The sequence below is a fragment of the Mesorhizobium sp. BHscii genome (genome assembly GCF_053848065.1).
Genome location: NZ_JBSPKW010000014.1, coordinates 107,412 through 131,638, shown reverse-complemented (window position 1 = coordinate 131,638; position 24,227 = coordinate 107,412). Strand labels below are relative to the sequence as shown.

Sequence of the window (24,227 nt, the reverse complement as noted above, 5' to 3'; positions counted from 1 at the left end):
TCCGTCGGAGACAAAGCAGTATGCAAAGATATGTCCCCGGTTCTCGTCGGTTACTCGGATCCAATCCTTTTCCCACGTTCGGAGGGTAACACGTCGATCTGTCGACATGGCGGCGGCTTTGAAAGGGCTCGGCGCGTTGATGATACGCACCGCGATCACGTCATCGCCCTCCATTTGTTCGACGAGGTATGTCTGCATAAAGGCCTCCCCAGCGCCCATTGCAACCTTAACGTCAGCCAAAGAATTCGGTTGCAGCGTAGCAAAGCGATTTTTGACAAATGTGACGAACCGACGAGGCCGTTTAAGGCGTGCGGGCGGGGGTTAACGCTGGATCGACCAAGCGGCGCGCAGGTCGTCGGCTTGGGCGGTCCTTACTCCGCAAGCAGTTAGCGCGCCTTTGATCGCCGTTACGAGCGCGGCATTGTCCTTGGCGGTTGTACCGTCGGCCAGAGTAAAATTGTTCTCGAAGCCGACGCGGGCATGACCGCCCAGCAGCGCACCGGCCGTAACGCAAGCGGTTTCTTCCCGACCGAAGGCGCAGACCATCCAGTGCGCGAAGCGCGGACGGTCATGCGCAAGGAAGGGAAGCAGGTCGGCCGGTCGCGAAACCTGTCCCGGCGTGTAGCGGCCGAGCACATAGAGCACCGAGATGTCGTCGAAAGGCACCAGCCCGCGCTGCTGCATGGCGGCTAGGGCCGAAGCCTCTTCGGGCGCGTAGAGGATCATCTGAGGGGCGATCCGCTCGCTCTTCAGCCACCACAGGAAGTCCGCGAAAGCGGTCTCATGGGCAGCGTCTGGCACCAGTTCGCGCAGCGCCAGCGAAACCGCCTCAGGACGGGTAGCGCGCACCACCGCCATCTGCTCGGCCGGCTGGTATCGGCCGACCGCTTCGCTGGTGATCTGGATGATCAGCCGCTCGCCCACCGCATCGCGTATCGCTTTCGTCGTCTCGCGATAAGCGTGCACGTCGAGCAAATGGCCGCCGTCGCGATCGCGGACATGCGCATGGATCATAGCGGCGCCCGCCTCGAGGCAGGCGGCGGCGGTCCGGGCCAGTTCCTGGGGGCCGATCGGCAGGGCAGGGTGGTCTTCCTTGCCACGCCGTCCACCATTCGGCGCAACGGCGATTGCCGTCGGCGCGATAAGTCCGGGGCCGGTCACGTCCCTGTCGACGGTCATATGCAGTCCAATTGTTTCAGTATTGCGCACTATGTAACATATGTTGCATGATAGGGTCGCTCCAAACCGCGCCAACGTCAATCGAGGAAAGCATGACACACATCCTGCATCGCCAGATCCATGCGACCCTGCCCGTCGCGATAGGCGGCAAGGGTATCGAACTCTTCGACCGCGATCGCCGCGCCTATATCGACGCGTCAGGCGGCGCGGCGGTTTCCTGCCTCGGCCACAGCCATCCCGACGTGACGGCCGCGCTCCACGCACAGGCCGATAAGCTCGCCTATGCCCACACCAGCTTTTTCACCAACGAGCGGGCGGAGACATTGGCCGACAAGCTCGTCTCCGGGGCGCCACAAGGTATTAGCCACGCCTATTTCGTGTCCGGCGGCTCCGAAGCTGTGGAGGCGGCGCTCAAGATGGCACGGCAGTTTTTCGTCGAGACTGGCAAGCCCGAGCGGCGAAACGTCATTGCCCGTCGACAGAGCTATCACGGCAACACGCTCGGCGCTCTCGCTGCCGGGGGTAATGAGTGGCGCCGTGCCCAATTCCGCCCGTTGCTGATCAACACGTACCACATCGAGCCATGCTATGCCTACCGCTACCAGGAGGCCGGTGAGAGAGACGAGGCCTACGGCCTGCGCGCCGCCCAGGCGCTCGAGGAGAAAATTCTCGAACTCGGTCCGGACACCGTCATGGCCTTCGTCGCGGAACCTGTCGTCGGCGCGACAGCAGGGGCGGTGCCCGCCGTTCCCGGCTATTTCAGGCGCATCCGCGAAATCTGTGACCGCTACCGTGTGCTCCTCATCCTCGACGAGGTGATGTGCGGCATGGGCCGCACCGGGACGCTGCATGCCTGCGAGCAGGACGGTGTCGCGCCCGACCTGATGACAATAGCCAAAGGCCTCGGTGGAGGCTACCAGCCTATTGGTGCGGTGCTGCTTTCTCGCCGCATCTTCGACGCTTTCGCCGAAGGCTCCGGCTTCTTCCAGCACGGCCACACCTATATGTGCCACCCGATGGCCTGCGCGGCGGCTCTTGCCGTCCAGGAGGTGATCGCTCGCGACGATCTGCTCGCCAATGTTCGGGCGATGGGAGCACATCTTTCGCAGCGACTGGGCGAGCGGTTCGGCAACCATGCCCATATCGGCGACATTCGCGGGCGCGGCCTTTTCATGGGTGTGGAACTGGTCGAGGATCGCTCGACCAAGGCGCCCTTTGACCCGAAGCTGAAGCTCAATGCGAAGATCAAGCGCGAGGCAATGGCGCGCGGACTGCTCGTCTATCCCGCGGGAGGCACGATCGACGGCGTGCGCGGCGATCATGTGCTGCTTGCGCCGCCATTCATCGTAGACGCCGCAGCAATCGACGCGATTGTCGAACGACTCGGCGACGCGATAGACGCTGCGGTGGCATAGCGCCAGCGCCCTTATTCCGGCAGATAGGCCCCGAACGCCTGTAACTCCAGTTCCGTCTCCCTGACACGAGCCGCGGCGGCCGGCCCGCTGCGCGCCAGCATCGTTGCAGCCAGCGCTTCCACGATAGCCATAGCTGCGGCTACCGACGGGAAGAAGGACGGGCTGTCGGTAGAGAATCGCAAGGTAACGTCGGCATGCCGCGCGATCGGAGCAGCCATGCTGTCGACGATCGCGACAATCGGAACGCTGTGTCGTTGCGCAGCCTCCATCACCGGCCCGAGTTCACGCGAATAGGGCGAAAAGCCGATCGCGACGACCGCTTCCCTCTTTCCAAGCGCTGCGAGTTCCGCCTCCATCGCACCGCCGTCGCCGCCGAGCAGCGTGACGTCGCGCCGAAACATCCGGCAGAGGTAGACGAGCGCGTGGGCGGGCGCGCGGCAGCTTCGGAACCCGGCGACACGTATGCGCTGTGCCTTCTCCAGTATCGCGCAAGCCGTTGCTATTTCTTCGCTGCCATTGGCCGCTTCGGCCGCCGCCAGATTGGCAACGGTCGTCCTCAGCGATTCAGCGAAAATCGCCTCCGACCCGCGCTTGACAAGCGCATCGGCCCTTGCCGCGAAAGGCGCCTTTCCGGAGCGCAGCCGGTCCTCGAACGGCTTGCGCAGCGCCGCCCAGTCACCGAAGCCCAGGCGCCGCGCCAATCGCACGAAGGTCGTCGGTGTCACCTCTGATCGCGCGGCCAGAACCCGCATGGAAACCAGCGCCACCTCGTCGGGATGATCGACCAGGAATCGCGCCGCCTTGCGCAGTTCTGAGCTCAGTTCGGGGAGTTCGGTCAATATGCGCGCCAGAAGCGCGTCGAAACCCATCTCCCGCGTATTCATTGTAACAAGCATTTCCCTTGATTGATAAAGCGCAACAATCGTAGCATGCATCGACGTGCCTTGACACTAAAACACCGGACGGCGCGACGGCACGCAAAGTACCAAGGGAGAACCAGATGAAACATGCCCGGACTGCACGCCACGGAGCACAGATCGCCGCCTTGTCGGCCGCGCTGCTGTTTTCGGCCAGCGCCATGGCGCAGCAGAATTTCGTTACCATCGGGACCGGTGGCGTCACCGGCGTCTATTATGCCGCCGGCGGCGCTATCTGCCGCCTGCTCAACAAGGATCGTAAGACGCATGGCATCCGCTGCTCGGTGGAATCGACCGGCGGATCGGCATTCAACGTGAATACGATCAAGGAAGGCGAACTCGACTTCGGCATGGCGCAGTCCGACGTCCAGTACAACGCCTACAAGGGGCTGGAATCATTCAAGGACGGTGGCGCCCATACCGACCTGCGTGCGGTTTTCTCGATCCATCCGGAGCCGTTCACGGTCCTGGCGCATCCGAATGCCGGCGTGACGAAATTCGAGGAGTTCAAGGGTAAACGTTTCAACGTCGGCAATCCCGGTTCCGGGACACGCGCTTCCATGGAACGTCTGCTCGGCGCGATGGGCTGGACGTTGGCCGACTTTTCGCTCGCATCGGAGTTGAAGGCTGACGAGCACGGCCCGGCTCTCTGCGACGGCAAGATCGACGGGTTCTTCTACGGCGTCGGCCATCCCTCCGCGAACATCCAGGATCCGACCACTACCTGCGCTGCCAAGCTGGTGCCGTTGACCGGAGAAGTCGTGGACAAGCTGGTCGCAGAAAATCCCTACTACGCCAAGGCGGTGATCCCGGGCGGGCTCTACGCCAACAATCCCGACGATACCGAGACTTTCGGGGTGCTCGCCACGCTGGTCACCTCGGCCAAGGTTCCTGACGAGAGCGTCTATCAGCTGACCAGGGCGGTGTTCGAAAATTTCGACGAGTTCAAGTCGCTGCATCCGGCCTTTGCCAATCTCGATCCGGCCAAGATGGTGTCGGAAGGAAATTCCGCGCCGCTGCATCCGGGCGCTGAAAAATACTTCAAGGAGAAGGGCTGGCTGAAGTAGGCTTCGTGATCTGACGACAGCCCGGCGGATCCAGCGGACCCGCCGGACCCATCCGCAACAGGAGGCGTCATTGAGCGAAGTGAAGGCACAACCGGCCAGCGTCGATCTCCAAGAGCTCGAGCAACTGGTCGCGGAGGCTGATACGGGTGGCCGGCATCCGAGCGGAACAGTCGCTCGAATCCTGCTCTGGGTTGCAGTTGCCTGGTCGCTTTTCCAGCTCTGGTACGCTTCGCCTTTGCCGTTCGTGTTCGGCTTCGGCATCCTTAATGATACGGAAGCGCGCGCCATTCACCTCGGCTTCGCGCTGTTCTTGACGTTCCTCGCCTATCCGGCGCTGAGATCCTCGCCCCGCGATCGTGTGCCGCTGCTCGACTGGGTGCTGGCCGCGGTCGGGGGGTTTGCCGGCTCCTATCTCTTTCTCTTCTACGTCGAGCTTTCCGGACGGCCCGGCCAGCCAACCACGCTCGATCTCGTTACCGGCACAGTTGGCATCCTGTTGCTCCTCGAAGCGACGCGCCGCGCGCTCGGCCTTCCAATGGTGGTCGTGGCATGTGTCTTCATCTTCTACACCTTTGCCGGCCAGTACATGCCGGACGTGATTCAACATCGCGGCGCATCACTCAATAAGTTTCTCAACCATCAATGGCTGACCACCGAAGGCGTCTTCGGGATTGCACTTGGCGTATCGACGAGCTTCGTCTTTCTCTTCGTCCTGTTCGGTACGCTTCTGGAAAAGGCAGGCGCCGGCAACTGGATGATGCAAATCTCCATCGCGCTGCTCGGCCATCTGCGTGGCGGCCCGGCGAAAGTCGCGGTGGTCTCATCGGCTCTCAACGGTGTCGTGTCCGGTTCGTCCGTCTCCAACGTGGTCTCAGGCGGCATCTTCACCATCCCGTTGATGAAGCGCACCGGCCTTTCCGGCGTCAAGGCGGGCGCCATCGAGGCTTCAGCCTCGATCAACGGCCAGATCATGCCGCCGGTCATGGGCGCGGCCGCCTTCCTGATGGTCGAATATGTCGGCATTCCCTATTCGGAGATCGTCATGCACGCGCTGCTGCCGGCGGTCTTCTCCTATCTCGCGCTGCTCTATATGGTTCATCTCGAAGCGATAAAGATGGACCTGAAGACGATCCCGCAGCGTCCGACGCCGGCAAGAGAACGGATGCTGCGGATGGGGCTGGGACTGTCCGGCAGCGTTCTCGCAGTCTGTATCGTCTACTACGGCATCGTTGCTATCCAGGCCGTCTTCGGTGGGACCGCGCCGTCGGTGCTCGCAATCACCGGCGTAGCTCTCTACGTCACCTCGGTCTGGTATTCCTCCCGCTATCCGGACCTCGCACTCGACGATCCGAACGCGCCAATCCTGGAACTGCCGCGCGCCTGGGACGTCACGCGGACCGGGCTCGATTTCCTCATCCCGATCGCGGTGCTTCTGTGGTGCCTGATGGTAGAGCAGATGTCGCCAGGCCTCTCGGCGTTCTGGGCGACCCTGTCGATCCTCGGTATCGTCGCCACCCGCAAGCCGCTGATGGCGGTGTTCCGTAACGAAAACCTCGCCGCCTCAGTGCGTGCGGCCTGGGACGACCTGATCGACGGGCTGGCGCTCGGCGCCCGCAACATGATCGGCATCGGTATCGCCACGGCCACCGCCGGCATCGTCGTCGGCACGATCACGCTGACCGGTCTCGGCCTGATGATGACGGAGCTCGTCGAGTTCATCTCCGGCGGCAACGTCATCCTTATGCTGATCCTCATCGCCGCGATCAGCCTTGTGCTCGGCATGGGCATCCCGACCACCGCAAACTATATTCTGGTCGCGACGCTGATGGCGCCGGTCGTGGTCGATCTTGGCGCGCAGGCCGGATTGCCGATCCCGTTGATAGCAGTCCACCTGTTCGTCTTTTACTTCGGAATCATGGCGGATATTACCCCGCCCGTCGGGCTGGCGGCCTTCGCGGCGGCGGCGATTTCCAAGGAGGATCCGATTGCCACCGGTTTCCAGGGCGCGCTCTATTCGCTGCGCACGGCGATCCTGCCCTTCGTCTTCATCTTCAATCCGGCGATGCTGCTGATCGGAGTCGACACCTGGCCCCAGACGATATGGGTGGCAACGGTCTCGTTGATCGCCATCCTGCTGTTTTCGGCAGCGACAATGAACTGGTTCGTGACGAAAAGCCGGGTTTGGGAAAGTGCGGCCCTGCTTCTCATCTGCTTCACGCTGTTCCGGCCGGACTGGTGGCTCAACCAGGTGTCGCCGCCTTACGAGGAGTTGCCGGCGAGCGAGTTCCTGTCGGCGGTCGCGCAGACGCCGGCGGATGGCCGCATCAATTTCGTCGTCGAGGGTGTCGACCTCATGGGCGAAGATGTACGCAAAACGGTCAATGTGCCGCTCGGGGAGCCGGGCGAGCCGCTGGAGCGCCTGCGCGGCATTGGACTTACCATCACGCAAGCGGGCGACGCGCTGATGATCAGCAATGTCGATTTCGGCTCCTACGCCAAGCGCATCGGGCTGGATGTCGGATATGACGTGGTGGCGGTGCTCAGAAAGGCCGACCAGCCCTCGAGCCTCATTCCGATCGGCCTGGCGCTCGCTGCGACCGCCGGCGTCGCCGGGCTGCAGTTTGCGCGGGCGCGTAAGCAGGCAGACAGGAAGGAAACCGGGCCGGTGCGCTGAGACTGCAACGGTTGATAACAGCTGGTGGGAGGCCCCGGGGAAAAAACTCCTCAGTCGGCGGTCAGCACCACCTTGACGCTCTGCGAGCGGTCGGCAGCCAGGCGAAAGGCATCGCGGGCCGAGGAGAGGGGGCGTTCGGCGGTCACCAGCTTCAGGACGTCTATATCCCCGCCGACGATGAGATCGACCGCCTGATCGAATTCCACGTCGAAACGAAACGTGCCAAGCAGATTGATTTCCTTGGCCATCACCGCGTTGGCCGCCACCGGGATCTGACCACCCGGCAGATTGCCGACCTGAACGACCGTGCCGCCGCGCCGAACGCTGTCGATCGCCGCCGCGAGGCCCGCTGCCGTGCCTGAAATCTCGAACGCGACATCGATCGCCCTGTGGGACGCGAGCGCCTTGAGCTCCTCGTCGCCGCTGGACAGGTCGATCGTCCTGTTTGCTCCAAGCTTGCTGGCGAAGGCGAGTGGCGCCTCTGCTATGTCGACGACGGTGAGCTCGCCACATCCCTTGAGCCCGGCGGCGAGCATTGTCAGGAGCCCGATGGGGCCGGCGCCGAACAGGATGACGTTGCGGCCAGCAATGTCGCCGGCCCGCGCCACCGCGTGCAGGCTGACGGCGAGTGGTTCGGCGAGTGCCGCGGCCTGATAGGCGATAGAGTGCGGAACCTTGACGCATTGCGCCGGCGTGGCATCGAACACGCTGGCAAAACCGCCCTGCATATGCGGCGTTTTCGAAGCGGAGCCCATGAAATAGATGTTTTCGCAGAGATTGGCGCGGCCCTCGGCGCATCGGGCGCATTGTCCGCACCAGCGCGACGGGTTGACTGCCACGCGATCACCGACGGCAAGTCCGGGCGCGTCCGCGCTGATTCCGACAATCTCTCCGGCGACCTCGTGGCCAAGCACGAGCGGCGATTTGACGACAAAATCGCCGGTCCGCGCATGACGGAAATAATGCAGGTCCGAACCGCAGATGCCGCCTGCGCCGAAACGCACGCGCACCATTCCCGGCGCGAGGGGGCCGAGCGGATGCTCGACGACGCGCAGATCCTCGGGGCCGAACAGCGTCGCGGCGACTGCGCTGTCGGTCATCGGATCAGTCCCATTTGCGTCGGCAGCCACAGCGTGATGGCGGGGATGAAGGTGATCAGGATCAGCGCGACGATCAACGGAACAAGCCAGGGCAGAATTGCCATGGTCGTACGCTCGACCGACAGCTTGGCGACCCGCGAGAGGACGAACAGCACCATGCCGAGCGGCGGATGGAGGAGACCAATCATCAGATTAAGCGTCATGATCAGACCGAAATGCACAGGATCGATCCCGTAGAGGACCACGATCGGCAGGAGGATCGGAACAAGGATCGTGATAGCGGCGATCGTGTCGAGGAAACAGCCGACTACCAGCATCAGGATGTTCACCAGGATCAGGAACACCCATTTGTTTTCGGTCAGCGATGTGATGAAGACCGAGAAGAGCTGCGCCGCCTGACTGACCGTGAGCAACCAGGCGAAGATCGACGCTGCTGTGACGATGAAGAGGACTGACGCGGTCGTCTCGATCGTGTCAAAACTGGCCTTGGCCAAGGCTGCGAGTGTCATCGTGCGATAGCGCACGAGCCCGAGAAACAACGACCAGATGACTGCGGCCATCGCCGCTTCGGTCGGCGTGAACCAGCCCATGGTCATGCCGCCGATCAGGATGATCGGTGTCATCAGCGCCATGACGGCGGAGAAGTCGAAATACCAGTCGCAGGCGATCAGGATGACGAGCGCGATGCCAACGGCAATATTGAGCGACAGTCCCATCTCGACAAGGACATAAACCGCCAGCGGAAAGCAGCATACGACGGCCACCTCGATCGAGGCGGCGGCGAGCCGGTTCAACTTGAACGGCGTGTCCGAACCCCAGCCCCGGCGATGGGCGAAGATCGCGACCGTCACCATCATCAGCACCGTCATGACGACGCCGGGCAGGATGCCGGCCATGAACAGCGCGCCGATCGAGACGTTGGCCATCATGCCGTAGATGACGAAGGGCAGCGACGGCGGGAAGATCGGGCCGAGCGTCGAGGACGCCGCGGTGACGCCGACGGCCGCCTCGACGGGATAGCCATGGTCGCGCATCGCCTTGATCTCGATGGTGCCGATGCCGGCGGCGTCGGCGAGGGCTGCGCCCGACATGCCGGCGAAGACCACCGATCCGACTATGTTCACCTGGGCGAGACCGCCCTTCATCCAGCCGACAAGCGCCAGCGCGAAGGAATAGATACGCCCGGTGACGCCGGCGATGTTCATGAGATTGCCGGCGAAGATGAAGAACGGCACGGCGAGCAGCGGAAAGCTCTCGACACCGGCGATCATGCGCTGCGCGGCAATGATGTCGGGCGCCACGCCATAGAAGACGAGATAGAGCAGCGACGACACCGCCATCGACACAGCGACGGGCACACCGACCAGCATCAGGACGAGAAACGCTCCGATCAGAAGCAGCATGGCCTATTCCCCCAGTCCGTCGAACGCGGCGGGGCGCTCCAGCGCCGAGTAGCCACGGCGGATGTTGCCGATGAATACCTGGATGGCGCGCAGCATCATCAGCACGAAACCGGCGAAGACGGCGTAGAAGACGACGTTGCGCGGCAGGTTGATGGTGACCATCCGCTCGCGGTGGACGATCCCGACATAGCGCCAGAGGAGCCAGGACATATAGGCGAAGAAGCAAATGGTAATCAGATTGACCGCGAGCGCCAGGTAGCGCCCCACCCCAGCGGGAAGATAATGATAAAGTACGTCGACGTGGATGTGGCGCGTGGTGCGTGTGCACATGACTGAGCCTAAGAAGACCACGACGACGAGGCAGTTGATGGCGATCTCCTCGGTCCAGGCAAAACTGTTGTTCATGACGTAGCGCGTGAAGAACTGCAGGAACACGCAGAACGACATGCCCCAGAACACGGCGAGCGTGAGCCAGTCTTCCACCGCGTATCGCGACAGATCGACGGGCGCGGTTTCTTCCTCGAATGCATGCGCCAGTTCTTCGGGGGTAACCTGGGTGTGGACCTCTTGGGTCATCGGCAAGCTCCGGACACCGTTGGGACAGCGGGCTCAACAGACCCGACGCGCTTGTCGCGCCGGGCCGGGACTTGATGCAGGTTATTTGACGGCGCGGATCGCCTCCCAATCCTCCTTGCGGTAGCCGAACTCCTCGAACGTCACCTTCTCCATCACGTTCTTTTCGAAATCGGCGCGATCGACTTCGGTGACGGTGAGACCGCGTTCCTTGAAGGTATCAACCAGGGCCTTCTCGCGATCGACGATGATCTTTGTCGCTCGCGCGGCGGCTTCCTGCATCACCTCGGTGAAGATCGCCTTGTCCTCGTCCGACAATTGCGACCAGCGCGATTGCGACACGATCGTGTTGAGATGGTCGACGATGTGTCCGGTCAGGATAATATGCTTTTGCACTTCGTAGAACTTCTTGGCGTCGATCGTCGTCAGCGGGTTTTCCTGCGCTTCCACCGTGCCCTGCTGCAAAGCGAGATAGACCTCGGCGAAGGCGATCGGCGCGGTGTTGGCGCCGCAGGCGCGCGGCATGGCGAGATAGGCCGGCACATCAGGCACGCGGATCTTCAGGCCCTGCATGTCGGCGCATTTTTCGATCGGCCGGTTGGAGGTCGTGTGACGGGTGCCGTAGTAGGTGGTCGCCGTGATGTGATGGCCGGACGCCTCTTCGTAGCCGCCGGTCAACTCCTTGTATTTGTCGCTCTTGGTGTAAGCGAGCAGATGATCGGCGTCGCGGAAAGTGAACGGGAAGTAGGTCACGCCGATCGGCGGGAATTCGCGGGCGGCGAAGCTCGATCCGGAGATGATGATGTCAACCGTGCCGAGGGTCAGCCCCTGGTTGATGTCGGCTTCCTTGCCGAGCTGCGAGGCCGGGAAGACGTCGATTGTATAGCGGCCGTCGGTGCGCTTCTTGATCTCTTCCGCCGCCCACACGGACTCGGTGTGGAAGGGTTCGGACGTTTCGTAGACGTGAGCCCATTTCAGCGCGGTTTGTGCAGAGGCCGAAGCCATGGGCAGAGCGATTGCGGCGATCGTGCCGAGCAGAACGACGTATTTTCTCAACATCATATTCCTCCCTGTGATTGGATTTGACTGTGCCGACAGGATCCTCCCGGTCGGCCGGCTCCTATCCCGCGACCTCCCGGGCCGCGGATTTCTCACCGAAATTGCGTGAGAATCTCAGTTGAGACTGACGCAGATGTTCCTGCATGGCGGCCTTGGCCCGTTCGGGCTCGCGCGCCGCGATCGCGTCGCGCACCGCGCGATGCTCCTCCGCCGCGGCTCGCCAGGAATCCCTGTTCTCGAAATAACTCGACAGTCGTTCGAAATATGGGTTCATGCGCTGGTCGAAAAGCTCGCCGATACAGCGCACCAGGACGGCGTTTCCGAGAATGCCCGCCACCATCGTATGGAACTCGCGGTCGAGCGCGATCGTCATCTTGGTCGGGTGAAGTATGTCCTCCATGCGGCGCAGCACGTCGTCCATATGTTCGATGTCAATCGGCCGAACATGGAGGGCGGCTTCGGCGGCGATCGCCCCTTCGAGGAACTCGCGCGCCCGCAACAACTCGAACGGGCCTTCATCCATCTCTGCGGTCAAAACCTCGGCACGCGGCCGGTCGGTGACGTAGATGCCGGAGCCGACGCGAATGCGTATGCGCCCCTCGACCTCGAGGGCGATCAGCGCTTCACGGACAGTCGGGCGGGAGATGCCAAGCTGATCGGCCAGTTCGCGCTCGGTCGGCAGGCGATCGCCGACTGCGAACTCGCCGGCGTCGATCAGCTGCCTGAGCTGATCGGCGATCTGTCGGTAGAGTCGACGCGGTTCAACGGCCTGGATCGGCATTGTCACCCAGTTCTACTTCAACAGAATCATCCGGCTGACCTCGGATCGGTAAAATGGTCTGACCTATTGATCGAAAGTGCCGCGAAAAAAACGAAGAGTCAAGCAGCAGAGAATGCCCTTGGAACTTCGTGCCTTGCTCGGAACGACGGATCGGCCACAGCTGAACGGCAACTCTTGACCTTCCAGCAACTGGAAGACTTATCGCGTGGTTTCGCCGCCAACATCTCCGGAGTTCTACGCAGGTGGGCTAGACGCGGCGCGTTCAAGAAGGCGGCCGAAACAGTCCGCCGCCCGGTCAGTGGAGAGAAAACCGATAGGAGTTCTGCAGTGTTCGTACAGCCCGTCGACTACTTTCTTGCAGTCTGGTTCGTTCTAGCGGCCCTCAGCACGGTTTACGTTGCGTGGGATCAGTTCCGCAACAATCCCGAACCCGTGGTGATGAAATGGGGCTTCATCCTGGTCACGCTCTATATGGGGCCGCTGGGGCTGCTGATTTACGTGCTGGCCGACAAGGAGCCGCGGCCGGGCGAACACGAGGCGTTCACCAAGCCGCTCTGGAAGCAAGGCGTCGGCTCGACGATCCACTGCGTCGCCGGAGACGCCACCGGCATCATCCTCGCGGCGGCAATCACCGCCGCGCTCGGGTTGCCGATGTGGATCGATCTCATCGTTGAGTATGTCGCCGGATTCGCCTTCGGCCTGTTCATCTTCCAGTCGCTGTTCATGAAATCGATGATGGGCGGCACCTATTGGGAGAATGTCCGCAAGAGCTTCATGCCGGAATTCATCAGCATGAATTTCATGATGGCGGGCATGGCGCCGGTCATGAGCTTCCTGATGATGGGCAGCGACATGCGGGCCATGGAGCCGACCGAGCTCCTGTTCTGGGGTGTCATGTCGTTCGGCGTGATCGTCGGCTTCATCACCGCATATCCTTCTAACGTATGGATGGTGGCCCGAGGCCTGAAGCACGGGCTGATGACCGAACGCGTACCGGAATTCGACAAGGCCAGGGAAGGCAGGCGCGAGCACGCATATGGCGGCGCGGAAGTCGGGATGGCGGGGCACAGTCACGCTGACGCGCGCTTTGACGAACACAGCAACCCCAGACATGGCAACCCAGGCGATAACTCCGGAGCCGGCCATCATGGATCCAGCCATGGCTCCTCCCACGGCAATCGGGGAGGCGGGTCGCGTGGTACGCATGGCGGTCACGGCATGGAACCGGATGCAACTGTGCCGCAACTCGCGGCCTTGGGCGGCGTGTCCGTACTTGCGCTGGCGCTCGGCATGATCGCTCCGGCCAATTGGGTGAACCTCACCCTCAGCGCGCGAGATGTAGGCGGCGCCATCATGCCGCCCGGCATGGTCATGGACCGCGACACGCCGGCTGCAGCGATGCTGGACATGGCCGCCGTGCATCCTCGCCTGATCACGGCCAGCCATGGCCTGGAGGTTCGCGGCGACCGGGAACTGCAAGCCAGGATGGAGAACGGGGTGAAGGTGTTCGACCTGGAAACCTCGGTCATCCGCTGGGCGATCCTGCCGGACGTGAAAGTCGACGCCTATGCTATCAACGGTCAGGTTCCGGGCCCACGGCTGCATATCCGGCAAGGCGACCGGGTGCGGATCAATGTCACGAACCGCCTGCCGGAGAGCACGACCCTGCACTGGCACGGGTTGATCCTGCCGAACGAAATGGATGGCCCGGCCGAGATCACGCAGGAGCCGATCCCGCCCGGCGGCAGCTACCGATATGAATTCACGGCGGGCCAATCGGGAACATACTTCTATCACTCGCATGACCATGTCGATCGTCAGCAGGCGCTCGGACTTTACGGCGCGCTCATCATCGATCCCGCCAATCCCCAGGATGAGATTGCGGCAGACCACGACTATGTTATCCAGCTTCAGGAATGGCTGATGCGGGAGGGCCTGACTTTTCCGTCGATGCCGATGGACGGCGGGCAGCCGAATTATTTCACCATCAACGGCCGCGCCTATCCGTCAACCGACACGATCAGGATAAAGGTCGGCGAAACTCTGAAAGTGCGCTTCATCGGCACCAATAATGGGTTTATCCACCCGATGCACATCCACGGCGGTCCATTCGAAGTTGTCGCCCGCGACGGCGAGACTATCCCGGAGTCGGCGCGTTTCCTTGCCGACACAGTCAACGTCGGACCAGGGCAACGCTACGATGTCGTCTGGCTGGCTCGTCGGCCCGGAAAATGGCTGATCCACTGCCATATCGGGCATCATACGACCAACAACAATGTCGAAGAGAAGGGCGGTGGCGGGCTGATGGTCGTGATCGATGTGCAGCCCTGAAGCTCGCGCCGCAAGGCGAAACATAGATGGATATCTTTGCCGTATACGGCGGCCTGTTTGCCATTGCCTTCGCCGCGGCGACCATCCTTCCGGCGCAGTCGGAGGCCGCGCTTGCCGGGCTCCTCGCCACACATTCCTTCTCGCCCGCAATGCTGGTTGTTGTCGCCAGCATAGGCAACGTCCTGGGCTCGGCGGTGAATTGGGGGCTTGGTCGAGGCATCGAACGTTTCCGGGACAGGCCCTGGTTTCCGCTGCCTCCCGCGACGCTCAACCGCGCCATGAGATGGTATCACCGTTATGGAAGATGGTCGCTCCTGTTAAGCTGGATGCCGATCATCGGCGATCCACTGACAGTGGTCGCTGGGGTTTTGCGCGAGCCGCTATGGAGCTTTGTCGCAATCGTGGCCCTCGCGAAGGTTTCGCGTTATCTGGTTGTCGCCGGGGTGGTCCTGGGTCTGATGTAAACCGAAATGGCAGGCAGTTGCGTTCACTTTTGGTTGCACCGCAGCAAAGTGACCGCCACGACCTTGACAAATCAGACGAACAATTGTCGGAAGGTGCGATGAGGGCTCTTGGTCGAATTACGATCTTAGGAAACATACCGGTCCGAGCAATGCTGGCGGTTGTGTTCCTGGTCATGTCGGCACTTCAGCCTGGTCTGTTCGCCACAGCCAATGCCACGGGTTTTCACGCCGGGGCAGATCTCCAGGCCGGGGTGGATCTCCAAGCCGAGACATCCGCACACGACATGGGCCATCACGGCGCCACTGCGGACGACGCGGATACGTCGGAGCATCATCACGGCGCCAAGCAATCCTCCGACAAGAACTGTGAAGTCCATTGCGCGCCGGCAAATGCGGTGCCGGTCGACTGCCCTGACTTGGAGCATGTTGTCTCCCGCTGCTTTGCACCCGTCGTTGACGTCACCTTACCGCTTGGCGAATACACTGCGCTCATAAGGCCCCCCAAACATCTGAACTGACGCGCCCTTTCGGGGTGTTCGCGCAGCGTCGGGAATCCGTTCCCGCGCGGCCAAACGCATACGTCAAGCTTCAGGTCTACAATGAAAATCGCAAGCTCCGCGATGCTCGCATCGCTGTTAGTTGCCGGATGTGCGGCAACCACGCCGCCGGACATGCTTCCCGCCTTCAATCCGGCCGATCCCGCAATGGGCGTCCGTGATGCACACTACCACCCGGTCGTCGTCGACTATCGCCACCGGGAGCCGGTGGATCCGCAGAATTGGCGGCGTCTCAATGAAGAACGCTCCTCTGCGAACCCGGGAGCCGGATCATGAAGCGCCGGCCCCTGACCATAGCTGTGGTGGTAACCATCCCGCTGATCGCAGCCGGATGCACGACCAGCAGGCCCCTTGATGGCATCTCAGCCCCGACGGCCGGCTTCACGACGGTCGCGGCGCGCGCCGAATCCGTGATCGGCAAGAAAACCGTGTGGGTGCAATCCAGCGAGGAAGCGCGGACGGTCTCGGAGCGCGTGAAGCGCCTCGTCCAGAAGAAGACGATCGGCCCGGACACCGCAGTGCAGGTCGCCTTGCTCAACAACAAGGGCCTGCAGGCCGCCTACGCCGAGATCGGTCTGTCGGCGGCCGACATGTGGCAGGAATCGATGCTCGTCAATCCGACGATCTCTGTCGGCATGATCGGCGTCGATCCTGTGCGGACTATCGAAGGAACGGTGGTCAGCAACATCCTTGCGCTGGCGACACACAAGCGGCGCGTCGCAGTCGCGGATGCACGCTTCCGTCAGGCCCAGCTCCGCGCCGCCGAAGAAACGCTACGGCTGGCCGCGGACACGCGGCGGGCCTGGATCAATGCTGTCTCAGCCTGGGAGAGCGTTTCGTATCTGAACAAGGCGCAAGCCGCCGCTGACGCTGCCTCCGAACTCGCTCAAAAACTTGGCGAGACGGGCGCCTTCACAAAGACCGGCCAGGCCCGCGAACACGTCTTTTATGCCGAGATCACCGGTCAGGCGGCGGAGGCGCGGCTCGCCGCGCGGACCGCCAAGGAAGAGCTCACCCGGCTGATGGGTCTATGGGGACCGGATGTCGATTATTCAGTTCCCAACATGCTTCCAGCCTTGCCGAAAGGGGCCAAGGCCAAACGCGCAATCGAGGCGGAGGCGCTAAAAAATCGCGTTGACCTCGAGATCGCGAAACTTGAGCTGGAAGCGCTGGCGAAATCCCACGGTCTGACCACGGCGACGCGCTACGTCAGCGATCTGGAACTACTTTCCGGCGTGGAGGTGGAACGCGAGGAGTCGGAGGAGGGCGGAACGGAGACGAGCGTCTCACCCACTCTGGAGCTCGAGTTCGTCATTCCGATTTTCGATACCGGCCAGGCACGCATGCGCAAGGCCGAGCTTGCCTACATGCAAGCCGCAAACCGGATCGCGGAAAAGGCCGTCAACATCCGGTCGGAGGCCAGATCCGCCTATGACAGCTACCGTTCGACCTACGACATTGCCCGGCACTATCGGAACAATGTTGTGCCGCTGCGAACAAAGATCGAGGCGGAGTCGGTCCTCACCTACAACGGCATGATCACCAACACGTTCGAGCTGCTGGCGGACACACGCGCGAAAATCAGCTCGATCATGCTTTCCCTCAACGCCAAACGCAATTTTTGGCTGGCCGACGTCAACCTCGGAACCGCCATCCACGGTGGCGGCGCAGGCTCGTCCGGAGGCGGCGATGCACCGGCCGCGGCCGAAGCGGGCGCCGAAAGCCACTGAACTCAAGGAGAAGAAAAATGCTTTCAAGACGTCAGTTGCTAGGCGCGGGAGCCCTGCTCGCCGGCGCCACTGCATGGACCAAAACGTCCGCGATGGGGCTGCCCGATGCTCCAATCATGGAGTCCCCCGACATGCAGCCTCCGATCTTCCCGACAAGCGGACCGGACTACCAGCCGGTCGTGACGCTCAACGGCTGGACCCTTCCGCATCGCATGAACAGCGGCGTGAAGGAGTTCCACCTCGTGGCCGAGCCGGTCGAGCGCGAGATGTCGCCCGGCATGACTGCCTATCTCTGGGGCTACAACGGTCAATCTCCCGGCCCGACCATAGAGGCGGTCAAGGGCGATCGAGTCCGCATCTTCGTAACAAACAAGCTGCCGGAGCACACGACTATCCATTGGCACGGCATGATCCTGCCCAACGGCATGGACGGCGTGACCGGTCTTACCCAGCCCGGAATCCCACCTGGCAAGACCTTCGTCTACGAATTCGACCTCGTGAAGAGCGGCACATTCATGTACCACCCGCACGCCGACGAAATGGTCCAGATGGCGATGGGCATGATGGGCTTCTTCGTCATTCATCCCAAAGACCCTAAATTCATGCGCGTGGACCGCGATTTCGTGTTCCTGCTGAATGCCTTCGACATCGAACCGGGGTCGTACGTCCCGCGCATCATGGAGATGACGGATTTCAATCTCTGGGGCTGGAACAGCCGCGTCTTTCCGGGGATCAGTCATCTTCCAGTGGCGAAAAACGACCGGGTCAGGGTCCGTGTGGGCAACCTGACCATGACCAATCATCCGATCCACATGCATGGCTACGACTTCGAGGTGACCTGCACCGATGGCGGCTGGATCCGGCCGGAGGCGCGGTGGCCGGAAGTGTCGATCGACATCCCCGTCGGCGCCATGCGGGCATATGAGTTCGAAGCCAAATACGAAGGTGACTGGGCGATCCATTGCCATAAGTCACACCACACAATGAACGCCATGGGCCACGACGTGCCCACGTACATTGGCGTCGACAACTCGAAGCTCACCGATAAAATCCGCCGGGTCCAGCCCGAATACATGGCCATGGGTGACCGCGGCATGGCCGACATGGGCGAAATGGAGATGCCGCTTCCCGACAACACGATCCCCATGATGACCGGCTGGGGCCAATTCGGCGCCATCGAGATGGGCGGGATGTTCTCGGTCGTGAAGGTTCGCGAGGGCCTTGCCTCGAACGATTACGCCGATCCGGGCTGGTACCAGCACCCGGAGGGAACCGTGGCTTACGAGTGGAAGGGAGAAGTCCCCGCTCCGACGAAATCAGGCGATGCAAAAACGATGGCCCCGGCAGCGCACGGCGGTCACGGCAAACAGGGATGAGAAACCGAAACCCTCAACCGCAACAACGAAAGAAAGTGCAGCATGAAACCCATAATCGCAGCGGCCGTTTTGATGGCGGTCAGTTCGGAAGCAGCTCTTGCCGGTGGAACCCATGCCGGAGGCCATGGCGACAAAGCCGCCACGATGCCGATCGGCAACCCTGGTGAAGCTGGCAAGGCAAAGCGGACTGTCAACATCTCGATGTCCGAGAAGGACGACGGGACGATGTTGTTCCAACCGGCCGTGCTCAAGGTGAAGAAGGGCGAGACCGTTCGCCTGAAGTTCGTCAACAAAGGCCAAGTCGACCACGAGTTCGTCATGGACGTCCATGAGGGGATCATGGAGCACAAGGCGCTGATGGAGAAGTTCCCCGAGATGGAGCACGCCGATCCCAATTCGATCCGGCTGGCGCCCGGCGCCAGAGGCGAGATCATCTGGACGTTCGCCAATGCCGGCGAATTCGGTTTCGCCTGCCTGGTTCCGGGTCACTACGATTCCGGCATGAAGGGCGACATCACCGTCGCCAACTGACCGCCAAACCGCAAAGGAAGCAGATCATGACCCTATTGGTAAAGACACTCTCGACACTCGCGCTCATGCTCGCCATCGGCGGGAGCGCGCTCGCGCAGGAATACGTGAAGGGCGAAGTCGTCAAGGTCGACGCCAAACAGAAGAAGCTGACGATCAAGCATGAGCCGCTGACCAATCTCGATATGCCCGCCATGACGATGGTGTTCGTCGTCGCGGAGGGCGGTATTCTCGAGAAGGTCAAGGCGGGGCAGGCGATCGAGTTTACAGCCGACCGTGTCAACGGACGCATAACGGTCACCGGCATCAAGTGATCCGGGACCAGCGCCGCGGGTTGAAAAATCAACCTGCGGCGCTGCCCTGGCGAGAGTGCCATGAGTACGGAAGTCAGGATGAAGGGGCCGCGCAGAAAGTCATCCAGAGTTTTTCTTTCCAGTCGTCATGTGCGGAGCGGCTCAGAGGCGTCTCTATGGGGTATTTTCGCGTACCCACGCTGACATATGCCGGATAATTACATCGAATGCGTGCATGATGCCTGCCGGTATCTTCGTACCTGATGACGCCGTTCGCGTCCGTCTCGACCAGGCCAATAGCGACGTCAAAGTCATAATCCCCATGTCGTGAGACACTGTTGTTCATGACGCTGAGCTGGACCGAGGTGGCATCTGGAAAATTGGCGGTGTGAAAGACCAGTTGCTCCGCCGCCATCGACGGCGTAGCCACCAACACGCCGGCAAATACTGCAATGGCGCGCATTTCCTCCTCCGAGGAGCCAAGGCGAGACTATCACCTGTCGCATCGGTATTCGAATCGAATCTCCATTTTCGGCAGAGCGGCGGAGGCAATCGAAAGGGCCGGAAATCCCTCGAAGCGCGCAGCACACGAGCCATGCCCATGATCGGCGTCCTGACGCTCGTCCCGGCCGTCTACGGCATCGTCAAGGGCTGGCGGTTGCCGAGCCGGAGTATGGTCGATGAGCCAAGAGCAGACGCTGAACTGAAGTTGGCCGCTGAACAGGAGCGAAATTATGGATCAGATGATGTCCGGGGAATGTGGGGAATGGGCGTGGCAGGCTTCATCCTCCTCGCTCTGGTCGTGCTGGTGACCGCTGGCTTGGTCAAGTTCGTGTTCTTCAAATGACAATCGCAGTAACGAGGGCGCGGGTTCTGAACCGGGGGCCCTCGGACAAGATTCTAGGCTGCCATTTTCCGGCAGCTCTCTGCGCAGCGACGGCAGGCCTCGACGCATTCCTGCATGTCGCCAATGCGCTCACAGTCATCCGCACATTCGCTGCAGATCTCGGCGCATTCGCTACAGGTGTGCTTGTGGTGCTCGGAACCGATGAGCATGAAATGCGCCGATGTCCGGCAGATCTCGGCGCATGCCATCATCAACGTGAAGTGCCGCTTTTCGGTGTGTTGGCCGCCCAGTTCCAGGCAGTGGCCCATCGCGGTCGAAAGGCACACGGAATAACAGCGCAGGCATTCGTCGATGCAGCTTTTCATTTCGGGGCTAAGGTGATGCATGGAAGGTGTTCCTTGTTCGAGTCGAGAAGCGCCTTACGACGTCTCCTGACGATCACTTTGCGTTGGCATCAAGCCACTGCTTGAACTCACCGATTTCGTTAGTCTGGGCGTCGATGATCTTCTGAGCCATCTTTTTGGCTTCGTCATTGTCGCCGTATTTCAGCTCGACTTCGGCCATGTCGATCGCGCCCTGGTGATGCGCGATCATCCCGCAGGCGAAGGCGACATCAGGGTCTTTGGCCATCATCCCTTGCATCATGGCAGGATGCATCTTCATCATCGCCGCCATGTTGGCCTTGTGCGCTTCATTCATGCCCGACATGTCCATGCCTGCCAATCCTGGCATGGTGTGCCCTGCTGATGCGCCTTCAGCCTGACCGCATTGCTCCGGCAGGGGCGTCGGAGCCACATCCATAGGCTGGTCGGAGGATTGCTGAGCGAACGCCGCCGGGGCGAAACCCGACATCAACAGTGCCATGGCGAACGTGAGTTTGGTACTTGCCATGATTCATCTCCTAATCTTGAACTACGACGCGCGGTGCCGAGGTCTCGCCCCGGCGCCGGCTCGGGGCATGAATGCGTTCATGGTTTTGGAGGTCGGTCCAACCGGTCAGGGATCCGCGAGCAACGCATGACATGCTGCGCAACGGGAAGCGTAGAAACTTTGTTCCGATGTGGCGGAACGCCGGTTTTAGACGGGCTGCATCTATGGATGCGGAGCCATCGACCCCTCATACTGCTTGCGCCACCCATAAGGGGTCAGGCCTCGCGGCTTGTAGAGCGACAGAACCACAGGCACGAGCAGTGCCAGCAGCCCTCCCGCAGCGTGGATCACAGGTGAGACCCTCAGCCCCCGAAGATCCGCGCTGGAAAACATCGTCTCTGCAGAGACGTCTGCTAAATAGCCGATTAGCTCCAGCTGAAGCAGCAGGACGATGGTGACAAGGACGTTCAGCAGCAGTTTCGCCACGACCCAATAGTGGCGGAACAGGCCCCATGGAGTGCTCAGTGACTGGACAAGCCCGGTGACCAACGAGGCCAGGACCAGCGGAACGATGACGTACCATGCGGTCAACTCCATCGCGAGATAGGCGGCGCGCACCACCTGCGAATCTGTGCTGGTCAGGCCGGCGACGGCGAGAGCCAGGAAGCCGGCGACCGCACCGAGAGTGCCGACCGAGGACGTGACATGCGCGGTGAGCGCGAATTTGCGAACGCCCGGTGTCATGGTCATCGCTGTTGCATGCCAGGCTCTGTAACGCTGGAGGACTGCAGGTGCCGACCGGGGCCGTGGGGCCCGCCGACACCCGTGAAGACCACAGCGATAATCAGCAGGACCAGGACGATCGCGATGATCCCCGAAACTTTCACCCAGCGGGGTGCGCCGGGATAAGGAGGTGGGTCGGCCATGGGCGTCTCCTGCGTCGTGCGGGGTGGTCGCGTTTTCATGACACGAAGATTTTATCGACACAGTATGTCTCCATCAAGTCTTGATGTCTCGTATCTCGACACGGCTGCTACGTCACGTATATTGGGACGGTGCCGAAGTTATGGAACGAAACAATCGATGCGCACCGCCGCGCGGTGCGCGACGCCACCCTGGACGCCACCGCGGCGCTGGTGGCCAAGCACGGGTTGCTGTCCGTGACGATGGCGAAAATCGCCGAGGAGACTGGAATAGGTCGTGCAACGTTGTACAAATATTTCCCGGACGTCGAAGCAATCCTCGTCGCCTGGCACGAACGCCAGGTCGCCGGTCACCTCGAACACCTCGTTGCAATCCGGGACAAGGCTGGCGACGCCGGTGAGAGGCTGGAGGCGGTACTTGAAGCGTACGCGTTCATTTCTCAGAAGCACCATGGCACCGAACTCGCAGCACGCCTGCATCGCGGCGACCACGTCGTCAAGGCGCAGCACCATCTCCACCTGCTCGTCCGCGATCTGCTGGCCGAGGGCGCAGCGATGGGCGCCCTCCGGAACGACGTCGCGCCTGTCGAGCTTGCGACCTATTGCCTCCACGCCCTCACGGCAGCCAACCGCCTGACATCCAAGGCCGCGGTCCGCCGGCTGGTCGCGGTTACACTGGCCGGGTTGCAACCTCGCGGCTAACCCGTGCAAAAGCGGACCCAAGACGTTGATACAGCGCTTCTAGCGGTTGCGATCGAGGAGTTTCTGGCTGTGCATGTTGCCGGCGTGCTGCGATCTTGTCGGCGAGCTAAGACCAAAACGGAATCGTGCGCACGTCGCCGGACCACGGCACAGCTCTGGACCTCGCTGGGCGCGGGGTCGCGGATCCGGGCAGCCTCATCTCTGCGATCAGGATGGCCGCCAGGATCGCGAAACATCGTTCTCTGTCCAAAACGTGAATCCTCGCGTGAGACAGATACGTCTCGGTGCCAGGCGGTCGTCACCGTGGACTTGCCGGCCAAAGCCGTATCGGTCGAGACCGGGGCCGATGCTGAAAGAATTTCGCACGCGGTCGAGAACGCCGGATGCCTGAATAGGGCGGCCTGACATCAGCGGCGCATTTGCACGGCTCGCCTTGCGCGTCAGTCAAACCGGGGCTGGCTGCGCAGACGGATCCGATGCACTGCAATCCCCGTTCTGATATCGTGCGCACAATGAATGCCAGAAGCCGGAGGTGATCAGATGAGACGAACTTTGATGACGATCGCCGCAAGCATGATATCGGCCCTTGCGCTTGCGGCCGCCTGGAGCGCATCCGCGGCGGGAGCCGAGGCTGTTTCGGTTTCACAGCTGAAACAGCGCACCCATATCCATGGGCTGGCCATCGACAGGGAAGATTCGCAAAAACTCCTGATAGCAACGCACCATGGGCTCTTTCGTGCCGGGCCGAACGGGAAGGCAGAGCTCATTTCGCCGGTGCAGGATTTCATGGGATTCACTCCGGACCCATCCGACCCGAGGTCGCTTTACGCCAGCGGCCACCCCGCAGGCGGCGGTAATCTCGGATTCATCGCCTCGACCGACAACGGCGCGACATGGACGCAGATCGCGCCGGGTGCAGACGGGCCGGTCGACTTCCACCAGTTGACGGTCAGCTCGGCCGATCCTCAGGTTCTCTACGGCGCCTACGGCGGCCTACAGGTGAGCCGCGATGCCGGGAAGACATGGTCGGTGGTTGGACTGCTGCCCGAAAAGCTAATCGACCTCGCCGCATCGGCAAAGGACGCCAACACGATTTACGCCGCGACTGAAGGAGGTCTGTCGGTCAGTAGGAATGGAGGCCTGATCTGGGAAACGGTCCTCGATGGCGCGCCCGTCAGTCTCGTTGAGGTGACGGCCGACGGTTCCGTCTACGCGTTCGTGGTGGGACGAGGACTTGTCCGATCCGCGGAGGCTGCTCTGAACTTCGCGCCTCTTCCCAGCGGCTTGAGTGACCAAATCCTGCTGCATCTCGCGGTCGATCCGGCCGACAAGGATCGGATATTCGTGGCGTCTCACCAAGGTGATATCCTGGCCAGCACCGACGGCGGCGTCAACTGGACCGCACTCGGTCGTTGATGCGGTGACACAGTGGATCGTA

The 24,227-nt window shown here is 61.8% G+C and carries 25 protein-coding genes and 1 pseudogene; 15 read left to right on the top strand and 11 right to left on the bottom strand.

Translation table 11 applies throughout. The features are described from left to right. Positions 1-321 precede the first annotated feature (321 nt). On the bottom strand, positions 322-1,179 hold the full coding sequence (locus tag ACWTU7_RS20160; RefSeq protein ID WP_455839743.1) for a 3-keto-5-aminohexanoate cleavage protein: 858 nt from the start codon (positions 1,177-1,179) through the stop codon (positions 322-324). Between the two features lie 92 nt (positions 1,180-1,271). On the opposite strand from ACWTU7_RS20160, the gene ACWTU7_RS20155 reads away from it, so the two are divergent. Beyond that, on the top strand, positions 1,272-2,594 hold the full coding sequence (locus ACWTU7_RS20155) for an aspartate aminotransferase family protein (RefSeq protein ID WP_455839744.1): 1,323 nt from the start codon (positions 1,272-1,274) through the stop codon (positions 2,592-2,594). Between the two features lie 11 nt (positions 2,595-2,605). Here the strand turns inward: ACWTU7_RS20155 and ACWTU7_RS20150 are convergent, their stop codons facing one another. Further along, positions 2,606-3,478, bottom strand: a complete 873-nt coding sequence (locus ACWTU7_RS20150) for a MurR/RpiR family transcriptional regulator (RefSeq protein WP_455839745.1) — start codon at positions 3,476-3,478, stop codon at positions 2,606-2,608. Positions 3,479-3,594: 116 nt separating this feature from the next. Between ACWTU7_RS20150 and ACWTU7_RS20145 the strand changes: the two genes are divergently transcribed. Together ACWTU7_RS20145 and ACWTU7_RS20140 are read left to right on the top strand one after the other, a co-directional pair. After that, positions 3,595-4,578: a TAXI family TRAP transporter solute-binding subunit gene (locus tag ACWTU7_RS20145; RefSeq protein WP_455839746.1), complete on the top strand. Its 984-nt coding sequence runs from the start codon at positions 3,595-3,597 to the stop codon at positions 4,576-4,578. Between the two features lie 181 nt (positions 4,579-4,759). Further along, positions 4,760-7,252, top strand: a complete 2,493-nt coding sequence (locus tag ACWTU7_RS20140; protein WP_455839835.1) for a TRAP transporter permease — start codon at positions 4,760-4,762, stop codon at positions 7,250-7,252. Between the two features lie 50 nt (positions 7,253-7,302). Here the strand turns inward: ACWTU7_RS20140 and ACWTU7_RS20135 are convergent, their stop codons facing one another. The 5 genes from ACWTU7_RS20135 to ACWTU7_RS20115 form a co-directional block, all read right to left on the bottom strand. After that, positions 7,303-8,352: an L-idonate 5-dehydrogenase gene (locus ACWTU7_RS20135; protein ID WP_455839747.1), complete on the bottom strand. Its 1,050-nt coding sequence runs from the start codon at positions 8,350-8,352 to the stop codon at positions 7,303-7,305. Next, positions 8,349-9,755 carry a TRAP transporter large permease gene (locus ACWTU7_RS20130; RefSeq protein WP_455839748.1) on the bottom strand — a complete coding sequence of 469 codons (1,407 nt, stop codon included), beginning with the start codon at positions 9,753-9,755 and terminating at the stop codon, positions 8,349-8,351. Before ACWTU7_RS20130 ends, ACWTU7_RS20135 begins: the two co-directional genes overlap by 4 nt. Before the next feature lie 3 nt (positions 9,756-9,758). After that, positions 9,759-10,331, bottom strand: a complete 573-nt coding sequence (locus ACWTU7_RS20125) for a TRAP transporter small permease (RefSeq protein ID WP_095520762.1) — start codon at positions 10,329-10,331, stop codon at positions 9,759-9,761. A gap of 81 nt (positions 10,332-10,412) precedes the next feature. Next, complete coding sequence (locus ACWTU7_RS20120; RefSeq protein WP_455839836.1) at positions 10,413-11,387, bottom strand: sialic acid TRAP transporter substrate-binding protein SiaP; 975 nt, start codon at positions 11,385-11,387, stop codon at positions 10,413-10,415. A 61-nt stretch (positions 11,388-11,448) separates the two neighbouring features. Then, complete coding sequence (locus tag ACWTU7_RS20115; RefSeq protein ID WP_095520761.1) at positions 11,449-12,168, bottom strand: FadR/GntR family transcriptional regulator; 720 nt, start codon at positions 12,166-12,168, stop codon at positions 11,449-11,451. A 327-nt stretch (positions 12,169-12,495) separates the two neighbouring features. Here ACWTU7_RS20115 and ACWTU7_RS20110 point away from each other — a divergent pair, with 327 nt between their 5' ends. From ACWTU7_RS20110 to ACWTU7_RS20075, 8 genes are all read left to right on the top strand, one after another. Then, positions 12,496-14,499: a DUF4396 domain-containing protein gene (locus ACWTU7_RS20110; protein ID WP_455839749.1), complete on the top strand. Its 2,004-nt coding sequence runs from the start codon at positions 12,496-12,498 to the stop codon at positions 14,497-14,499. 26 nt (positions 14,500-14,525) lie between these two features. After that, complete coding sequence (locus ACWTU7_RS20105; protein ID WP_455839750.1) at positions 14,526-14,963, top strand: YqaA family protein; 438 nt, start codon at positions 14,526-14,528, stop codon at positions 14,961-14,963. Positions 14,964-14,980: 17 nt separating this feature from the next. Further along, positions 14,981-15,481 (top strand): hypothetical protein, encoded by a 501-nt coding sequence (locus tag ACWTU7_RS20100; RefSeq protein ID WP_455839751.1) that lies wholly within the window; start codon positions 14,981-14,983, stop codon positions 15,479-15,481. Positions 15,482-15,562: 81 nt separating this feature from the next. Continuing rightward, positions 15,563-15,796 carry a hypothetical protein gene (locus ACWTU7_RS20095; protein ID WP_455839752.1) on the top strand — a complete coding sequence of 78 codons (234 nt, stop codon included), beginning with the start codon at positions 15,563-15,565 and terminating at the stop codon, positions 15,794-15,796. Beyond that, the gene (locus ACWTU7_RS20090) at positions 15,793-17,250 is read left to right on the top strand and encodes a TolC family protein (protein WP_455839753.1); all 1,458 of its coding nucleotides are present in this window, start codon (positions 15,793-15,795) and stop codon (positions 17,248-17,250) included. The genes ACWTU7_RS20095 and ACWTU7_RS20090 overlap by 4 nt, the downstream gene beginning before the upstream one ends. Before the next feature lie 17 nt (positions 17,251-17,267). Further along, on the top strand, positions 17,268-18,626 hold the full coding sequence (locus ACWTU7_RS20085; RefSeq protein ID WP_455839754.1) for a multicopper oxidase family protein: 1,359 nt from the start codon (positions 17,268-17,270) through the stop codon (positions 18,624-18,626). 42 nt (positions 18,627-18,668) lie between these two features. Then, on the top strand, positions 18,669-19,157 hold the full coding sequence (locus ACWTU7_RS20080) for a cupredoxin domain-containing protein (RefSeq protein WP_455839755.1): 489 nt from the start codon (positions 18,669-18,671) through the stop codon (positions 19,155-19,157). A gap of 26 nt (positions 19,158-19,183) precedes the next feature. Continuing rightward, positions 19,184-19,468 (top strand): copper-binding protein, encoded by a 285-nt coding sequence (locus ACWTU7_RS20075; RefSeq protein ID WP_455839756.1) that lies wholly within the window; start codon positions 19,184-19,186, stop codon positions 19,466-19,468. Between the two features lie 73 nt (positions 19,469-19,541). Here ACWTU7_RS20075 and ACWTU7_RS20070 read toward each other — a convergent pair whose 3' ends face one another. Then, positions 19,542-19,910: a hypothetical protein gene (locus tag ACWTU7_RS20070; RefSeq protein ID WP_455839757.1), complete on the bottom strand. Its 369-nt coding sequence runs from the start codon at positions 19,908-19,910 to the stop codon at positions 19,542-19,544. Positions 19,911-20,048: 138 nt separating this feature from the next. On the opposite strand from ACWTU7_RS20070, the gene ACWTU7_RS20065 reads away from it, so the two are divergent. Next, positions 20,049-20,294, top strand: coding sequence for a hypothetical protein (locus ACWTU7_RS20065; protein ID WP_455839758.1), 246 nt, complete (start codon positions 20,049-20,051; stop codon positions 20,292-20,294). A gap of 53 nt (positions 20,295-20,347) precedes the next feature. Here ACWTU7_RS20065 and ACWTU7_RS20060 read toward each other — a convergent pair whose 3' ends face one another. The 3 genes from ACWTU7_RS20060 to ACWTU7_RS20050 all read right to left on the bottom strand — a co-directional run bounded on the left by ACWTU7_RS20060 (position 20,348) and on the right by ACWTU7_RS20050 (position 21,914). Then, the gene (locus ACWTU7_RS20060; protein ID WP_455839759.1) at positions 20,348-20,680 is read right to left on the bottom strand and encodes a four-helix bundle copper-binding protein; all 333 of its coding nucleotides are present in this window, start codon (positions 20,678-20,680) and stop codon (positions 20,348-20,350) included. 52 nt (positions 20,681-20,732) lie between these two features. Further along, the gene (gene copM, locus ACWTU7_RS20055) at positions 20,733-21,185 is read right to left on the bottom strand and encodes a CopM family metallochaperone (protein WP_455839760.1); all 453 of its coding nucleotides are present in this window, start codon (positions 21,183-21,185) and stop codon (positions 20,733-20,735) included. Positions 21,186-21,386: 201 nt separating this feature from the next. Further along, positions 21,387-21,914, bottom strand: coding sequence for a hypothetical protein (locus tag ACWTU7_RS20050; RefSeq protein ID WP_455839761.1), 528 nt, complete (start codon positions 21,912-21,914; stop codon positions 21,387-21,389). A gap of 350 nt (positions 21,915-22,264) precedes the next feature. Between ACWTU7_RS20050 and ACWTU7_RS20045 the strand changes: the two genes are divergently transcribed. From ACWTU7_RS20045 to ACWTU7_RS20035, 3 genes and pseudogenes are all read left to right on the top strand, one after another. Further along, positions 22,265-22,789: a TetR/AcrR family transcriptional regulator gene (locus tag ACWTU7_RS20045; protein WP_455839762.1), complete on the top strand. Its 525-nt coding sequence runs from the start codon at positions 22,265-22,267 to the stop codon at positions 22,787-22,789. A gap of 125 nt (positions 22,790-22,914) precedes the next feature. Further along, positions 22,915-23,046: pseudogene (locus ACWTU7_RS20040) on the top strand (4-hydroxythreonine-4-phosphate dehydrogenase PdxA); the annotation flags it as partial. Positions 23,047-23,329: 283 nt separating this feature from the next. Beyond that, complete coding sequence (locus tag ACWTU7_RS20035) at positions 23,330-24,205, top strand: WD40/YVTN/BNR-like repeat-containing protein (RefSeq protein ID WP_455839764.1); 876 nt, start codon at positions 23,330-23,332, stop codon at positions 24,203-24,205. Positions 24,206-24,227 lie beyond the last annotated feature (22 nt).

What these genes read in the sequence shown, in the direction of transcription:
- ACWTU7_RS20160 (WP_455839743.1), bottom strand. Translation starts at nt 1,179, where the DNA reads ATGACCGTCGACAGGGACGTGACCGGCCCCGGACTTATCGCGCCGACG.
- ACWTU7_RS20155 (WP_455839744.1), top strand. Translation starts at nt 1,272, where the DNA reads ATGACACACATCCTGCATCGCCAGATCCATGCGACCCTGCCCGTCGCG.
- ACWTU7_RS20150 (WP_455839745.1), bottom strand. Translation starts at nt 3,478, where the DNA reads ATGAATACGCGGGAGATGGGTTTCGACGCGCTTCTGGCGCGCATATTG.
- ACWTU7_RS20145 (WP_455839746.1), top strand. Translation starts at nt 3,595, where the DNA reads ATGAAACATGCCCGGACTGCACGCCACGGAGCACAGATCGCCGCCTTG.
- ACWTU7_RS20135 (WP_455839747.1), bottom strand. Translation starts at nt 8,352, where the DNA reads ATGACCGACAGCGCAGTCGCCGCGACGCTGTTCGGCCCCGAGGATCTG.
- ACWTU7_RS20130 (WP_455839748.1), bottom strand. Translation starts at nt 9,755, where the DNA reads ATGCTGCTTCTGATCGGAGCGTTTCTCGTCCTGATGCTGGTCGGTGTG.
- ACWTU7_RS20125 (WP_095520762.1), bottom strand. Translation starts at nt 10,331, where the DNA reads ATGACCCAAGAGGTCCACACCCAGGTTACCCCCGAAGAACTGGCGCAT.
- ACWTU7_RS20120 (WP_455839836.1), bottom strand. Translation starts at nt 11,387, where the DNA reads ATGTTGAGAAAATACGTCGTTCTGCTCGGCACGATCGCCGCAATCGCT.
- ACWTU7_RS20115 (WP_095520761.1), bottom strand. Translation starts at nt 12,168, where the DNA reads ATGCCGATCCAGGCCGTTGAACCGCGTCGACTCTACCGACAGATCGCC.
- ACWTU7_RS20105 (WP_455839750.1), top strand. Translation starts at nt 14,526, where the DNA reads ATGGATATCTTTGCCGTATACGGCGGCCTGTTTGCCATTGCCTTCGCC.
- ACWTU7_RS20095 (WP_455839752.1), top strand. Translation starts at nt 15,563, where the DNA reads ATGAAAATCGCAAGCTCCGCGATGCTCGCATCGCTGTTAGTTGCCGGA.
- ACWTU7_RS20090 (WP_455839753.1), top strand. Translation starts at nt 15,793, where the DNA reads ATGAAGCGCCGGCCCCTGACCATAGCTGTGGTGGTAACCATCCCGCTG.
- ACWTU7_RS20085 (WP_455839754.1), top strand. Translation starts at nt 17,268, where the DNA reads ATGCTTTCAAGACGTCAGTTGCTAGGCGCGGGAGCCCTGCTCGCCGGC.
- ACWTU7_RS20080 (WP_455839755.1), top strand. Translation starts at nt 18,669, where the DNA reads ATGAAACCCATAATCGCAGCGGCCGTTTTGATGGCGGTCAGTTCGGAA.
- ACWTU7_RS20075 (WP_455839756.1), top strand. Translation starts at nt 19,184, where the DNA reads ATGACCCTATTGGTAAAGACACTCTCGACACTCGCGCTCATGCTCGCC.
- ACWTU7_RS20070 (WP_455839757.1), bottom strand. Translation starts at nt 19,910, where the DNA reads ATGCGCGCCATTGCAGTATTTGCCGGCGTGTTGGTGGCTACGCCGTCG.
- ACWTU7_RS20065 (WP_455839758.1), top strand. Translation starts at nt 20,049, where the DNA reads ATGATCGGCGTCCTGACGCTCGTCCCGGCCGTCTACGGCATCGTCAAG.
- ACWTU7_RS20060 (WP_455839759.1), bottom strand. Translation starts at nt 20,680, where the DNA reads ATGCATCACCTTAGCCCCGAAATGAAAAGCTGCATCGACGAATGCCTG.
- copM (WP_455839760.1), bottom strand. Translation starts at nt 21,185, where the DNA reads ATGGCAAGTACCAAACTCACGTTCGCCATGGCACTGTTGATGTCGGGT.
- ACWTU7_RS20050 (WP_455839761.1), bottom strand. Translation starts at nt 21,914, where the DNA reads ATGACCATGACACCGGGCGTTCGCAAATTCGCGCTCACCGCGCATGTC.
- ACWTU7_RS20035 (WP_455839764.1), top strand. Translation starts at nt 23,330, where the DNA reads ATGAGACGAACTTTGATGACGATCGCCGCAAGCATGATATCGGCCCTT.